15 protein-coding genes are annotated in these 14,362 nt (G+C 68.1%); 11 read left to right on the top strand and 4 right to left on the bottom strand.

Annotated features, from left to right (window positions below):
- Positions 1 to 46 precede the first annotated feature (46 nt).
- The 3 genes from OXG83_07305 to OXG83_07315 all read right to left on the bottom strand — a co-directional run bounded on the left by OXG83_07305 (position 47) and on the right by OXG83_07315 (position 2,561).
- The gene (locus OXG83_07305; GenBank protein ID MCY3964826.1) at positions 47 to 1,456 is read right to left on the bottom strand and encodes a M23 family metallopeptidase; all 1,410 of its coding nucleotides are present in this window, start codon (positions 1,454 to 1,456) and stop codon (positions 47 to 49) included.
- A gap of 16 nt (positions 1,457 to 1,472) precedes the next feature.
- Positions 1,473 to 1,874, bottom strand: a complete 402-nt coding sequence (locus OXG83_07310) for a VOC family protein (protein ID MCY3964827.1) — start codon at positions 1,872 to 1,874, stop codon at positions 1,473 to 1,475.
- Positions 1,875 to 1,940: 66 nt separating this feature from the next.
- Positions 1,941 to 2,561: a hypothetical protein gene (locus OXG83_07315; protein MCY3964828.1), complete on the bottom strand. Its 621-nt coding sequence runs from the start codon at positions 2,559 to 2,561 to the stop codon at positions 1,941 to 1,943.
- Between the two features lie 135 nt (positions 2,562 to 2,696).
- Here OXG83_07315 and OXG83_07320 point away from each other — a divergent pair, with 135 nt between their 5' ends.
- The 11 genes from OXG83_07320 to OXG83_07370 all read left to right on the top strand — a co-directional run bounded on the left by OXG83_07320 (position 2,697) and on the right by OXG83_07370 (position 13,545).
- A complete protein-coding gene (locus OXG83_07320; protein MCY3964829.1) occupies positions 2,697 to 3,428 on the top strand; it encodes an alpha/beta hydrolase in 732 nt (243 codons plus the stop codon).
- Between the two features lie 4 nt (positions 3,429 to 3,432).
- On the top strand, positions 3,433 to 5,232 hold the full coding sequence (locus OXG83_07325) for a VWA domain-containing protein (protein MCY3964830.1): 1,800 nt from the start codon (positions 3,433 to 3,435) through the stop codon (positions 5,230 to 5,232).
- On the top strand, positions 5,222 to 5,800 hold the full coding sequence (locus OXG83_07330; protein ID MCY3964831.1) for an MOSC domain-containing protein: 579 nt from the start codon (positions 5,222 to 5,224) through the stop codon (positions 5,798 to 5,800). The genes OXG83_07325 and OXG83_07330 overlap by 11 nt, the downstream gene beginning before the upstream one ends.
- Before the next feature lie 5 nt (positions 5,801 to 5,805).
- A complete protein-coding gene (locus OXG83_07335; protein MCY3964832.1) occupies positions 5,806 to 6,216 on the top strand; it encodes a rhodanese-like domain-containing protein in 411 nt (136 codons plus the stop codon).
- A gap of 247 nt (positions 6,217 to 6,463) precedes the next feature.
- On the top strand, positions 6,464 to 6,649 hold the full coding sequence (gene lysW / locus OXG83_07340) for a lysine biosynthesis protein LysW (protein MCY3964833.1): 186 nt from the start codon (positions 6,464 to 6,466) through the stop codon (positions 6,647 to 6,649).
- 10 nt (positions 6,650 to 6,659) lie between these two features.
- Positions 6,660 to 7,541: a lysine biosynthesis protein LysX gene (gene lysX / locus OXG83_07345; protein ID MCY3964834.1), complete on the top strand. Its 882-nt coding sequence runs from the start codon at positions 6,660 to 6,662 to the stop codon at positions 7,539 to 7,541.
- Positions 7,538 to 8,620, top strand: coding sequence for an N-acetyl-gamma-glutamyl-phosphate reductase (argC, locus tag OXG83_07350; protein MCY3964835.1), 1,083 nt, complete (start codon positions 7,538 to 7,540; stop codon positions 8,618 to 8,620). Before lysX ends, argC begins: the two co-directional genes overlap by 4 nt.
- A gap of 15 nt (positions 8,621 to 8,635) precedes the next feature.
- Positions 8,636 to 9,553: a [LysW]-aminoadipate kinase gene (locus OXG83_07355; protein ID MCY3964836.1), complete on the top strand. Its 918-nt coding sequence runs from the start codon at positions 8,636 to 8,638 to the stop codon at positions 9,551 to 9,553.
- Positions 9,550 to 10,743, top strand: coding sequence for an aspartate aminotransferase family protein (locus OXG83_07360; protein MCY3964837.1), 1,194 nt, complete (start codon positions 9,550 to 9,552; stop codon positions 10,741 to 10,743). Before OXG83_07355 ends, OXG83_07360 begins: the two co-directional genes overlap by 4 nt.
- A gap of 2 nt (positions 10,744 to 10,745) precedes the next feature.
- Entirely contained in the window at positions 10,746 to 11,996 is a 1,251-nt protein-coding gene (locus tag OXG83_07365; protein ID MCY3964838.1) for a M20/M25/M40 family metallo-hydrolase, read from the top strand.
- A gap of 4 nt (positions 11,997 to 12,000) precedes the next feature.
- Positions 12,001 to 13,545 (top strand): BCCT family transporter, encoded by a 1,545-nt coding sequence (locus OXG83_07370; GenBank protein ID MCY3964839.1) that lies wholly within the window; start codon positions 12,001 to 12,003, stop codon positions 13,543 to 13,545.
- Positions 13,546 to 13,572: 27 nt separating this feature from the next.
- Here the strand turns inward: OXG83_07370 and OXG83_07375 are convergent, their stop codons facing one another.
- Positions 13,573 to 14,352: a hypothetical protein gene (locus OXG83_07375; protein ID MCY3964840.1), complete on the bottom strand. Its 780-nt coding sequence runs from the start codon at positions 14,350 to 14,352 to the stop codon at positions 13,573 to 13,575.
- Between the last annotated feature and the right edge of the window lie 10 nt (positions 14,353 to 14,362).

Here is a 14,362-nt window from a genome sequence, read left to right on the forward strand (position 1 = left end):
GAATTCGCCTCTGGAACTTGTAACACCCTACCAAACTGGGGCCGCCTCAGCCGTTGCCCTGAAGCGGCAGAACTGCTCCGACATGGTCCCCAATCCACTTGGCGTCGAACCACTCCAGCGGGTTGACCGGCAAACCGCCGAGCAGCACGGAGAAGTGGAGATGGTCGCCGCCGGCCATCCCCGTCTGGCCGCTCAGGCCCAGCCGCTCGCCCGCCGCTACCTCCTGCCCCACGACGACATCCATCCGCGACAGGTGCGAGTAGAGGGTCTGCAGGCCGTAGCCGTGGTCGAGGATCACGCTGTTGCCGTAGATGCCGAAGTACTCGGCGAACACGACGACTCCGGAGTTCGCGGCCGGCACGTCGTCCTGAACGCGCGACGCCAGATCGAAGCCCAGGTGATCCTGCGTGTCGACGACCCGTCCGTCGTAGAGGTACTGCCTGCGGGCGGCGAAGTGATCCATGACCTGAGTGTTGCGCATCTGCCGGAACGGCCCGCTCCAGAGCTGCCGGGACGCCGAACCGGAGGCCAGCTCGACCAGACGTTCGGCGTTCATGCGGCGAAGGTCGCCGTTCAGCATCAGGTAGTTGTCGAGCAGATTCCCCCGATCCGCCAACTCCGGTGTCTGGGCCATGATCGCCGGGACGACCCGGCTCATGAAGGTGTCGGTCAGCCGGATCGTCGACGACTTGAGCGGCAACGGCTCGATTTCGCTCAGAAAGGACACCCTCGCCTCGTTGCCGAGTTCGTCCCGAGCCACCAGACGGAAGGACGACGGGTCGGCGCCGTCGTACGGTACGCCGAACAGAGCGAAGCGTTCGCCGACGACGCCTCCGGGAACCAGGTAGCCGGGGAAACGGTAGCCGCGGATCTCGACTCCGCTCTCCGTGGCGCCCGCACCCACCCTGTAACGCACCACGCCGCTGCCAGATTGCGTCGGCGTCGCCACGACACCAACCGAGTCGAGTGCGGGCGGACGCAAACGGACCGGCAGGGACAGCTCCGCCACCGTGGGCGGCGGGCGCCGCAGCCACGTGCCCGGTCTCTCGACGCTGACCCGCACCGTGGCCTCGCCCTCTACCAGACTGGGCACCGAGTCGCTGCCGACTTCGACCTCGAAGACCGCCTCCCTGACCGGGTCGCCGCCGAACGACAAGGCCCTTGGGGGACGATGCGGTCTCTCCTCGAGCAGCAGCGACTCCGCGCCCTGGATCAACTCCACACGGATCGAGCCGATGCCGCGGCCGCCCGTCCGCGCCGCCGTCGTCAACACGGTGCGCGGACCGATGCCGGGGAGGTCCGAGTCGATCGTTACATCCGGTTCCGGACCGACCCGGAACCACAGTACGGCCCCGACGGCGAGCAGAAGGGCTGCGACCGCGATCAGAGCCGCCCGGGGCAGCCGGCGGCCGCGACCCGAGCCCAGCCCTACGGCCTTTCTCTCGCGAAACGGCAACGTCTGCTGCTACTCGTCAGCCGACCTGCAGCAGTTCGACCCAGTTGCCGTCCGGATCCTCGATCATCGAGATCTTGATGCCCGGTCGAATCTCGCGCGGCGAGACGACGACCTTGCGGCCAGCCTCCTCCGCCCGTGTCGTGGCCTCGTCCAGGTTCGAGACCGACAACGTCCAGTACCGGTAGCCGGTGGCTCCTCCGATGCCTCCCGGCGGCGCCGCTGCCTCCGGCTGTCTCGACAGCGAAACGAGCTTGATCAGACTCGTGCCGCAGAGCAGGCGGTGCATCGTGCCGCCCGGCATCGGCATCTCTCCCTGGTCTTCCAGCCCCAGGATGTCACGGTAGAAGTGAAGCGCCGCTTCCGCGTCGCGCACCACGATGCCCAGATCGATCGAGTCCTTCGTCAGCTGTACGCCCAAACCACCTTCCTCCTCGTCGTCGTGGCGGCGGATGTTATCCGGCCAGGACGTGCGGGGAAGGAGGCGTCAGGGATCGAATCGCCGCCCCTCGTTCTCCTTCTGCCGGAAAGCCACCGCACGAAACAGCAGGAACAGGCCGATCGCCATGACCACGACGGGCCAGAAGTCGAGAATCTGATCCGCCCACTCCCACTCCGGAAAGCCGGCGATGACGAGCACCGCGCCGGGAATCAGCGGCCACCAACGGTGCACCCGTTCGTAGAGCAGGGAGACGACGTAGATCAGGAGGAACCCGACCCCGAGGCCGAAGAGGGCGCTTTCACCGTCGACGAACGAACGCGAGTACAGATCGTCGTAGGCCAGGCCGGAACCGAGTCCGATCAGGATCCCGCCCGGGATCAGCAGTCCGAACGCCTTCCTGTAGAAGTAGCCCGCCGCGAAGACCCCGCCTACCAGGATCAGAAACAGATGATCGGGCGAACCGCCCGTTCGTTCGAGCACCAGCAACGCGGCGCCCAGGGCGATCAGGGCCACGCCCGCGGCCACCTGACCCACCAGCGTCGGTCCGGAGTCCTCCTCCGGTGCGGACGGCGGCTCGGGTGGTCCAGCGGATGTCGATGCCGTCGATTCGGCCTCGGAGCCCGCGGACGGAGCGGCGGTGTCGTCGTTGATCTCTTCAGGTGCCATTTCGTCCCCCCTAGTAGCCACAACAAGGTGAGCCGCAACAAGAGCGCTCCAAACACTCTACGCGGCTCGCAACCGCCAGGTTCCATCGACTTCACTTCAGCGGCGCCTACCGGCCGTGACTGGTACGCTTGCTACATGCCTGTGTTCGAACGGGGCGACGTCCGAATCCAGTGGTGGGAAGCCGGTTCCGGCTACCCCGTCCTTCTGTTCGCGCCCGGCGGCATGCGGTCCGCCGCCGACATCTGGGGAACGAGCCCGTTCGATCCGCGCGACGCGCTCTCGGAGTCGTTTCGGGTCATCTCGATGGACCAGCGCAACGCTGGCGGATCGACGGCTCCGGTGACCGTGGCGGATGGCTGGCACTCGTACGCGGACGATCACCTGGCGCTGCTCGATCACCTCGGCATCGAGCACTGCCACGTGATGGGGGGCTGTATCGGCTCCTCGTACTGCCTGGGCGTACTCCGGGCCGACGCCTCCCGGGTCAGCGCCGCGGTGCTTCAGAATCCGATCGGCCACCACGAGAACCAGGATCTGTTCTACGCCATGTTCGACACCTGGGCCGAAGCGCTCCTCGAGCAGCGCGACGACGTGAACGCGGCGGACCTTCCCCCGTTCCGGGAGCGCATGTACGGCGGGGACTTCACGTTCAACGTCGACCGCGACTTCGTCGCCGGCATCCAAACGCCGCTTCTGATCCTCGCCGGAGACGACGCGTACCATCCCCGGCCGATCGCCGAGGAGATCGCCACGCTGGCGCCGAGAAGCGAGTTGATCCTCGAGTGGAAGAGCGAAGAGGCGGCGGCGGCGGCAGCCGCGAGCGTCAGGGACTTCCTCCAACGACACACGCCCCAGAAGACCGGGTGACGTCATGATCGGAGCAACTCTCTTCGGCCTGTTTCTTGCCCTGGGCGCTCCGCCGCAGCCTGCAGCCGGTTCCGAAGGCGTGCAGGACCCGCCGGTCGGCCGCGGCGTCGGCGACCTGACCGATGTGGTCGAGGTCACCGTGGTCAACGTGGACATCGTCGCCACCGGCCGCAACGGGCGGCCGGCCCGGGACCTGACGCGCCAGAACTTCCGCGTCTTCGACAACGACGAACCGGTCGACATCGAGTACTTCGGCCACGCCGGCGGCAGCGGCGATCCCGCTGGCTCGGGTCTGCTCCGCGAACCCCTGTCGATCGCCTTCTTCTTCGACAACACGCACCTCTCCGTCGCCAGCCGCTCGGCGGTCCTCGAGCAGATCAAGGACTTCGCCCGCGGCCAGCTTGAAGCGGGCGACGAGAACGCCCCGGTCCACGCCATGGTCGTCGCCTTCGACGGCGAGCTGCGGATGCTCATGGACCTGACGGCCGACTACTTCGCACTGGCCCAGGGGCTGAACCGGGCCGAAGCCGCCCACCAGGTCTACACGGAGGCCAGCAACCTGAAGCGGCGATCCCAGGAGAGCTTCCTCCAGTTGATGGAACAACTGAACTCCGACGCCCGCCGCTCCGCCGGCGGCATCGGCGCCCTGCGGACCACGCTCGCCGAGATGCTCGCGTACGCCCGGGTCCTGCACGAGGACAGCGCCCGCACCGCCGAGGCGATCGAGGAAGTGGTCGAAGGCCTCGCCCTCGTCCCCGGCCGCAAGGCCTTCTTCCTGATCAGCGACGGCTTCCCCTCCCGGCCTTTCGACCGCCTCCTGCAGCACGTCCAGAAGCGGGTCGCAGGCAGACGTGAGCAAACCGGCGTCGAACTGATGCAAACCCGCATCATCGACGCCCCGGAAGGCTTCGACGCGCCGAACAACCTGTACACAAGGAACTCGAACATCCAGGGCACCGCGGCGCTGACGACCACCTCCTTCCAGCAGCGTCTGTCCAACTTCGACCTCAGCTCGCGCTTCTCCGAGATCGCCGCTCGAGCCAACTCGTACCGCGTCTCGTTCTACGCCTTCAAACCTCCCGAAACCGAGGTCGCGGCGGCAACGCTCTCTGAGCGCGTGGCCGACCAGCAGAAGCTGACCTACCTGTCCGACCTGCGAGGCGTCCTGCATCAACTAGCCGACGACACCGGCGGCCGGTCCTGGGTGTCGGGCCGCAACGTCGACGCCTTCTTCGACCAGGTGGCCGCAGACCTGGGCTCGTACTACTCGCTCGGATACGTGCTGGACCAGTTCGTCGAGGGATCGGTTCACCAGATCCGCGTCAAGCCGAGACCGCGACACCTGCGTCTGAGGCACCGGACGAGCTACGTCGCCCGCTCGCTCCGCGAGCGGATCGCCGAGCGGACGGTGGGGGCCCTTCTGCTCGGCTGGACGGAGAACCCGCACGCTCTCCACATCGACAGCATCGAATGGGATACGGGCGGCGGCGGCTACTACGACGTCGACTTCACCGTGTCGGTACCCCTGGGCAACCTGGCGATGATCGAGCAGGGCGGCAACCGCACCGACCAGGTGCGCGTCGTCGCCGCGGTGCTGACCGAGGACGGGGAGCAACTGGCCCCCAGCCACATCGTCCTGCCCCTTACCATTCCCGCCCAGGACTGGGCGCAGGCGAAGGACCAGTTCTTCGCCGTGAGTTTCGAGTACGCGATCCCCCGCGGCCATCACCGCGTTGCCATCGGCCTCTGGGACGAGAACGGCGGCAACGGCTCCTACATACGGAGAGAGTTCAATGTCCGCTGACAGCTTGACCTCCGAAGCCGCCCCCCTCGGCCGGATCGAGTTGGAGGCCGGCTTCGAACACGTCCTCGACTCACCCCTTGACGGCGGCACCATCGACATGATCGTCCGGCGCCCCGGAGTAAACCACCGCGAAGTGATCGAGGAAGGCCGGCTCACCTTCGAGGCCGGCCTGGAAGGCGACACCTGGGACCGCCGCAAGGGCTACGTCACCGACGACGGCTCCCCGGATCCGGATGCGCAACTGACGCTGACGAACTCCCGCTTCGCCAACCTCATCGCGGGTAGCCGCGACCGTTGGCCGCTGGCTGGAGACCAGCTCTACGTCGACCTCGACCTCGGCGCCGAGAATCTGCCGCCCGGCAGCAAACTCCGCCTTGGCGAAGCGGTGATCGAGATCACGGCGCTTCCCCACACCGGGTGCAAGAAGTACGCGCAGCGCTTCGGCGCGGAGGCACTCAAGTTCACCGCCCAACCGGAAGGGAGGCGGCGCAATCTCCGCGGTATCTACGCGCGGGTCGTCGTGCCGGGAATCGTTCGGGTGGGCGACATCGCCCGCAAGATCCGCTGATCTCCATGGCGATTACCAAGGGCATTCGGCAGCTTGTCGCGGAGGCCGATGCAGCGATCGAGACCGTGACGGTTGACGAAGCCCGGGAACGTCAGGCTCAGGGAGCCGTGATCGTCGACCTGCGGGACATCCGCGAGCGGGCACGCGAAGGCTTCATCCCTGGTTCCTTCCACGCTCCGCGGGGAATGATCGAGTTCTGGGTCGATCCCGAGAGCCCCTATTTCAAGGACATCTTCGGGAGCGGCCCGGAGTTCATCTTCCACTGCGCGAGTGGCTGGCGCTCGGCGCTGGCGACGAAGGCCGTCCAGGACATGGGGCTTGAGCCGGTCTGCCACATCGGGGGCGGCTTCACGGCATGGAAGAAGGCGGAGGCCCCCGTGTTGAAGACCGGGGACGGCCGGGAACCAAGAGCTTGACAGCACGGTACTGATTCCTTACCCTCTGCGCCCGTTCCAAGCCGAACCGCAAGATGCTCGTCCTCCTTACCTCCGCCTCGACCGCTCCCTTCGCGAAGGGTCACTGCCACGGCGCGAAGCGTCCGGGACAAGATCCTGGGTGACCTGGTAGATCGAGAACGCATCTTCTCCTAGAGGCCGGCCATCCAGAGGGATGAGCCGGCTTTTTCTTTCTGTACCTTTCCCTGCCAACCGAGGAGAACCCGCGATGGAACTAGCGACCGTGACCGCTCAGTCAGAGTGTCCCGAGTGTTTCGACGAGATCCACCTGACGGCCGTCATGCAGAACGAGATCGTCCAGTGCTCCGGCTGCGGCGTAGACCTCGAGGTCATGGAACTCGAGCCCCTGACCCTCGAACTGGCACCGGAAGAGGAAGAGGACTGGGGCGAGTAGCCGGCAGACGATGCGTATCGGAGTCCTCTACAGCCGGGTTCGGCCCGAAGAGAAGCTCCTGTTCCGGGAGCTGGAACGGCGGCGTGCCGAGGTCGAGTTGATCGACGACCGAAAGGTGGTCCTTTCGTTCGGCGGCCCAAGCGCGCTGGAACCGGCCCTTGACTTCGATGTCGTCTTCGACCGTTCGATCAGCCACAGCCGCGCCCTGGTCCACCTGAAGGTGCTGGCCGACCGCGGGATACCGACCGTGAACCGGATCGACGTCGCCCTGAACTGCGGTGACAAGGTGCGGACCTCGAGCCTGCTGCAGGCCGCGGGCGTGCCTACGCCGGACACACGGGTCGCCTCGACGCCGCAGGCTGCGCTTTCGGCCATCGAGGAACTCGGCTACCCCGTCGTGCTCAAGCCGGCCGTCGGCTCGTGGGGACGGCTGATCGCCCGCATCAACGATCGCGACGCGGCCGAGGCGGTGCTCGAGCACAAGAGCACCCTCGGCTCTTACCAGCACTCGATCTTCTATCTGCAGCGGTACGTCGACAAGCCGGAACGCGACATCCGCGCGTTCGTCGCCGGCGGCGAAACGATCTGCGCCATCTACCGTCAGGCGCCTCACTGGATCACGAACACGGCACGCGGCGCCAGGACCACGAACTGTCCGGTGACGCCCGACCTGGAAATCCTGTGCAGGCAGGCCGCGGATGCGGTCGGCGGCGGACTGGTGGCCGTCGACCTGGTCGAGGACAGGCATCGCGGGCTGCTCGTGCTGGAGGTCAACCACACGATGGAGTTCCGCAACTCGATCGAACCGACCGGCGTCGACATCCCCGCGCGGATGATCGACTTCGTCGAGCAGGTGGGCGCCGAAGGCCAGGACCGTCAGGAGGGAACATGACCGTGCGTGCCAGCATCGTCGGCGGATCCGGCTACGCCGGCGGCGAGTTGCTGCGTCTGTTGCTCGGTCATCCCGGGTTCGAGGTCGCCCAGATCACTTCCCGCCGACTGGCCGGTTCCTTCGTCCACTTCACCCACCCGAATCTGCGGGGCAGCACGGATCTTCGCTACTGCATCCTCGATGAACTGGAGCGATGCGACCTGCTCTTCCTCTGCCTGCCGCACGGCAGCGCGGCCCAAGACGTCGACCTCTACTCCCGGCTGTCCCCACGGATCGTCGACCTGTCGGCCGACTTTCGGCTCCGCTCGTCCCGCGTCTACGCGGACTGGTACGGCGCCGAACACCCCGCGCCCGAGTGGCTCGATCGCTTCGTCTACGGCCTGCCGGAACTCGATCGAGAGGCGGTCGCCGGCGCGGCGAACATCAGCGGCGTCGGCTGCAACGCGACCGCCACCCTGCTCGGCCTGTTGCCGCTACTCGAACCTGAACCTCTCGAGCGGAATCTCGTCGACTGGAGCCGTGGGGTCGTCACCGAACTGAAGGTCGGCAGCAGCGAGGCCGGCGCGTCGTCGTCGAGCGCCTCCCACCACCCCGAGCGGTCCGGAGTGGTGCGCAGTTTCCGCCCCACGGGCCACCGCCATACCGCGGAGGTCGAACAGGCGCTGGCGATGCGCGGTGTTACGGCCGCCGGCTGCGTCCACCTGTCGGTGACCTCGGTCGAGATGGTGCGCGGCGTTCTCGCCACGAGCCACGTGTTCCTGAACCAGCCCGAGACCGGCAGCCCCGTGGATCGCGACCTGTTCCGCGTCTACCGGTCCTTCTGCCGGCGACAGCCGTTCGTTCGCCTGGTCAAGGACCGGCGCGGCATCCACCGCTACCCCGAACCGAAGATCCTGGCCGGCAGCAACCACGCCGAGGTCGGTTTCGATCTCGATCCCCGCACCGGACGCCTGGTCGTCATCTGCGCCATCGACAACCTGATGAAGGGAGCCGCCGGCAACGCGGTCCAGTGCGCGAACCTGATGTGCGGATTCCCCGAAGTCGAAGGGCTGTCCTTCCCCGGCCTTCACCCGGTGTAACGGCCCATGCCCGCATTGCGCACGACTGACCCTGCCGCCGACCTTCGCAAGACCGGCGAGGAGCCGCTCGTGGTCAAGGCCGGAGGCGGCAGGTCGCTCGACCTGGAAGCGATCGCCGGCGACATCGCCGAGCTGTCGGCTTCCGGCCTGCGGATCGTTCTCGTTCACGGTGGCGCGGAGACGACGAACGAGGTCGCCGAGCAGTTGGGGCATCCGCCCCGGTTCGTGACCAGTGAGAGCGGCTACAGCAGCCGGCGCACGGACCGGCGCACGCTCGAGATCTTCGAGATGGTCTACTGCGGGCTGCTGAACAAGCGGTGGGTGGAGTCGTTGCAGCGACGCGGCATTCCCGCGGTCGGGCTCTCCGGCCTCGACGGACGCCTGTTCGAGGGCCGGCGCAAGGACAAGCTGCGTATCCGGGTCGGCGCTCGCCGCCTGGTGCTACGGGATGACTGGACGGGCACGGTCGACCAGGTCAACGCGGACCTGCTCCGCCTGCTGCTCGAGGCCGGCTACCTGCCCGTGCTGACGCCGCCGGGCTCGTCCTACGACGGCGAGGCGGTCAACGTCGACGGCGACCGCGCGGCCGCCGCGGTGGCCTCGGCGCTGGGCGCGAAGACGTTGGTCTACCTTTCCGGAGCCCCGGGCCTGCTCGCCGACTTCCCCGACGAGGCGTCCCTGATCGTCCGCCACGACGTCGCCCACACCGATCTGGCCGGGCCGGAAGCCCACGCCGGACTTGAATCGCTGATGGCGGCCGCCCAGGACCGGATGAAGAAGAAGGTACTGGGCGCTGCCGAGGCGCTGCGCGGAGGATTGGAGCGGGTGATCCTCGCCGACGGCCGCATCGAACGTCCGGTCCGAGCGGCCTTGGGTGGCGCCGGTACTCACGTCGTGGTCCGCGGCACCGGTCCAGGGGAGGATGCGCCATGAAGTCCGTTGTCCCGCAAAACGTCGCGGAGGTCGAGAACCGCCGGCTCGGCACCTGGGCGCCGCGAAAACCGACTCCACCCATCGTCCGTGGCGAGGGCTGCGAACTGATCACCGAGGGCGGCGACCGCTATCTCGACCTGACCGCCGGCTACGGCGTCTGCTGCCTCGGCTACAACCATCCGGCGCTGGTCGAAGCGCTCACCGCCCAGGCGGAGCGGCTCACCTACTGCCCGATGAACATCTCCAGCCAGAACCGGGCCGAGTACCTCGAGGCGCTGGCCGGCGTCCTGCCTGAACCTCTCGACCGGGTCTTCCTGTGCAACAGCGGCACCGAGGCGGTGGAGGGCTCCCTCAAGTTCGCCGCCCTGGTCACCGGGCGGAGCCGCACGGTCGCTCTGCGCGACAGCTTCCACGGCCGCACCCTGGGCGCGCAGGCGACGATGTGGAACCCGGCCGCCCGCAGGCTCTACAGCGGTCTGCTGCACGAGAACGTGTTCGTCCGACCGGACCCCGAGGCCATCGACGAGGCGGTCGACGACGACACCGCGGCGCTCATCCTCGAACCGGTCCAGGGCGAGGGCGGAGTCAACGTGCTGGGCGACGAGGTGCTGCTCGCGGCGCGCCGGGCCTGCGACCGGCACGGAGCACTGCTCATCGTGGACGAAGTGCAGACCGGCTTCGGGCGCTGCGGGGCCTGGTTCGCGCACCGCACGACGCCCGGACTCGACGCCGATCTGATGCCGCTCGCCAAGGCGATCGGCGGCGGCTTCCCGCTGGGAGCGATCGCATACGGTGAGCGGGTCGCGGCCGCTCTCCGCCCCGGCTGCCACGGCTCGACCTACAGTGGCAACCCGCTCGCCTGCGCCGCCGGCCTGGCGGTCATCGACACGCTACAGGCACTCAACCTTCCGGAGCGAGCGGCCAGCGTCGGCGCACTCTTCCTGACCTCACTGCGTGAGCGTCTGGCCTCCAACCCGCTGGTGCGGGAGGTGCGCGGTCGGGGTCTCATGCTGGGTGTCGTTCTGCGCCGGCGGGCCGGACGCCATCTCGCCCGTCTGACCTCGGAACACCGGATCCTGGCGCTGCCGGCCGGGCCGAACGTGATCCGCCTGCTGCCGCCGCTGATCGTGAGCGCGGCCGAGCTGGACCGCGCCGCCGACGCGCTGGACGCGGTGCTCGGCGAGGAATGACGATGGACGAGGCCATCCCCTGCCGTCGCGACCCGGCTCGCGACCGGACCGAGATCGAGCTCGTGCGAGGCCTCGTCTCCGTGCCGTCGCTCTCCCGGCACGAGGCCGCCGCGAGCGGCTGGCTGGCTGGCGAAATGGAGGCTCGCGGTCTGGAGCGCTGCGAGGTGGACGGCGCTCTGAACGCGGTCGGCGAACTCGGAGAGCCCGGAGCGTCCCGACTGGTCGTCCTGCTCGGGCACATCGACACCGTACCCGGGAACATTCCGGTCCGGATCGAGGACGACGGATCGCCCCACGGCATCCTTCACGGCCGCGGTTCGGTCGACGCGAAGGGACCGCTCGCGTCCTTTGTCGCGGCGGCGGCGCGCCTGGGCGGCGACTGGGCCCGCGCGCACGACCTCCGTTTGATCGTCGCGGGGGCGACGGAGGAGGAGGCGGCCAGTTCCCGGGGAGCACACCACCTCCTCGAACGGCTCAACGGCCGCGACGAGCCGACCCCCGACTTCTGCATCATCGGCGAACCCAGCCACTGGCACCGGGTGACGCTCGGCTACAAGGGTCGCCTGTTGATCGACCTCCTGGCCCGCCGCCCCGCCAGTCACACGGCCGGCCCGGAAGCCGGCGTCGGCATCACCGCATTCGACCTCTGGCGACAACTGGAGGCCATGGCCGAACGAAGCGGCGGCAGGTCCTCCTTCGAACGCGTGCTGCCCAGCCTGCGCTCGATCAACACGACGAGCGACGGCCTCTATGACACGGTCCGCGCCGACTACGGACTCAGGCTGCCCGTCGAGTTCGATGTCGGCGCCCTGGTGGACGAACTGACGGACTGGTTCCGCGACGCCGCGGCGGACATCCACGGACCGCTGTTCTCGGACCTCGATCCGGAGCACGCCACCGGCACGATCCGCTGCGAGCAGGGCGACGCCAGCCTGGAACTCAGCCTGCGCGGGTACGAAGTCGGCGTCCGCGCCGACCGCCACTCCCCGCTCGTGCGGGCCTTTCTCAGCGCCATCCGAACAGTCGGCGGCCCGGAGACGGCGCCGAAGTTCGTCGTGAAGACGGGCACCTGCGACATGAACATCGTCTGGCCCGTGTGGCGATGTCCCATCGTCGCCTACGGCCCGGGAGACAGTACACTCGACCACACCCCGAACGAGCACCTGGAACTGGACGAGTACCTGCTGGCGGTCGATACCGTGGAACTTGCGCTGAGGAACCTGGCCGCCGCGCCCGTTGGCGCCGCCTCCTGACCTGGTGGCCTCTCGCCCACCACGGGTCGACCGCATCGCCTTCGGTGTCAGCGCCGGACTGATCGCCCTCGTCTGCATTCCGCTCGCACTGTCGCCCCAGACCGGCGGTGCCCTGGTCGTCCGCGCCTACGAGTCCCTCACCGAGCGCTTCGGTCTCCTCTACCAGTGGGCAACGCTGCTGGTCACGGTGTTCCTGCTCTGGCTGGCCTTCAGCCGCCACGGTGCGCGACGGCTCGGGGACGAGGACAGCCGGCCGGACTTCAACATCTTCAGTTGGATGGCCATGCTGTTCTGCGCCGGCATCGGCGCCGGACTCCTCTACTGGTCGACGATCGAGTGGGTCACCTACCTCGATGCGCCGCCCTTCGGCCTGGCTCCCAACTCGACCGAAGCGGTCGAGTGGGCGGCAACCTACGGCATCTTCCACTGGGGCGTCTCGGCCTGGGCGCTCTACTGCTTCCCGGCGGTCGCGATCGCAATTCCCTACTACCGCCAGCACGCCCCGGCGCTGCGCCTGAGCACGGGCCTGCACGCGCTGATCGGCCGCGACGGATACGACCGCCCGCCGGCCCGCATCGTCGACGTCCTGTTCATCCTGGCGCTGGTCGGCGGCACCGGGACGTCCCTCGGCCTCGGCACTCCGATGGTCGCCGCCTGCATCAGCGAGGTGTTCGGCATCGAGCAGAGCTTCGGGCTGCAGGTGGGAATCCTGTTCGTCTGCGTCAGCCTGTTCGCGGTGAGCGTCTACCTGGGACTCGAGCGCGGCATCAAACCCCTTTCCGACGGTTCCGTCATCGCGGCGATCGTCCTGCTGGCCTTCGTGCTGATGGTCGGCCCGACGAACTTCCTGCTCCGCACGGGCACGAACTCGATCGGCCTGATGCTCGAGAACTTCATCCGGCTCAACACCTGGACCGACCCGGTGGCGAGAACGGGCTTCATCGAAGACATGACGGTCTTCTACTGGGCGTGGTGGATCGCCTACGGCCCCTTCATGGGCCTGTTCGTGACCCGCATCTCGCGCGGCCGGACGGTGCGGCAGCTGATCTTCGGGATGCTCATCCTGGGCACCCTCGGCTGCGCCGTCTTCTACGGCATCTTCGGCAACTACAGCATGCACCTGGACCTGTCGGGGGCCCTGCCGGTACGCGAGATCGCCGCGGCGTCGGGCAACGAGAACGCGATCGCCCAGACGATCGGCTTCCTCCCGCTCGGCACCGCGGTGCTCGCGATCTTCGCGCTCGTGGCCATCGTCTTCATCGCCACGACCTACGACTCCGCGTCCTACTGCCTGGCCGCCTCGGCGACCCGCAACCTGACCGAAGGCACCCATCCCGCTCGCTGGCATCGCCTGTTCTGGGCCGTCGCCGTCGGCGTGCTGCCGATCACGCTGATGTTCATCGGCCAGGAAGGGGGAAACGACCAACTGCGCGTGATCCAGTCCGCGACCCTGGTCGTCTCCCTGCCGCTCCTGGTCGTGGGCGTGCTGATGGCGATCTCGCTGATGCGATCGCTGCGGCTGGACGACGAGTCCGCACACGACCCCTGACGCCGGGCGGATCGTTCCCGGACCCGGTCAGCGGTCGCCGCCGGCCTCCATCGCCGACCTGAGTTCACCGATGGCGCTCTCCATCGCGTCGAGCGCGCTCTCCCAATCCCCCCAGTGGAACGCGTGTCCAGCCTCAATCGCTTCGTCCCAATGGGCGTTGATCGCATACAGCGCGTCGGCCGCCTCGTGGCGCTTCGAGGGGTCCCTGAGCCGCAGGATGGCACGGCTGACCTCGCTCCGCTGCCGCCCCAGACTCCGCAACCGCGCCAGGTTGCGGCCGCCCCGCGCCAGCGCCTCCTGGCCCTCTTCGCCGGGGAAACCGACCACCTCGTGGTCGGCGTCCGGGCCGTGACATCGATTGCAGCGCGCCTGCAGACCGCCCTCGACGCCCAACGACTGGGCCGCCACGCTGCCGTGACAGGTCCTGCAGGTCGGAGCCGCGTGGATCCTGCGTTCGAGGAGCGCGAAGTGGGCGCTCTGCTGCAGCGCCCGGTACTCGGCATCGTGGCAGCGGCCGCAGGTCTGGGGAAGATTCCAATGGTTCGTGGGGCTGTCTCGGTGGGCGCTGTTCAGTACCCCCTTGTGCGCGCGCAACTTGACGAACGTCGACGTGTTACCGCCATGGCAGTTGGCACAGGAAACGCCGGCAGCAGCATGGGCCGAGTTCCGCCACTGACGCAGGTGGAATTCCTCCGTCTCCTCGAGTTCCTGCGCCGCGTGGCATTCCACGCAGGGATCCTGCGCCCAGAGCCCGCACGCGCATGCGGCCATCGCGAGCAGCAGAAGCGCGGAGCGAACCGGACCCATGCCCGTCAGC

The organism is Acidobacteriota bacterium, from assembly GCA_026707545.1.
Taxonomy (GTDB): domain Bacteria; phylum Acidobacteriota; class Thermoanaerobaculia; order Multivoradales; family Multivoraceae; genus Multivorans.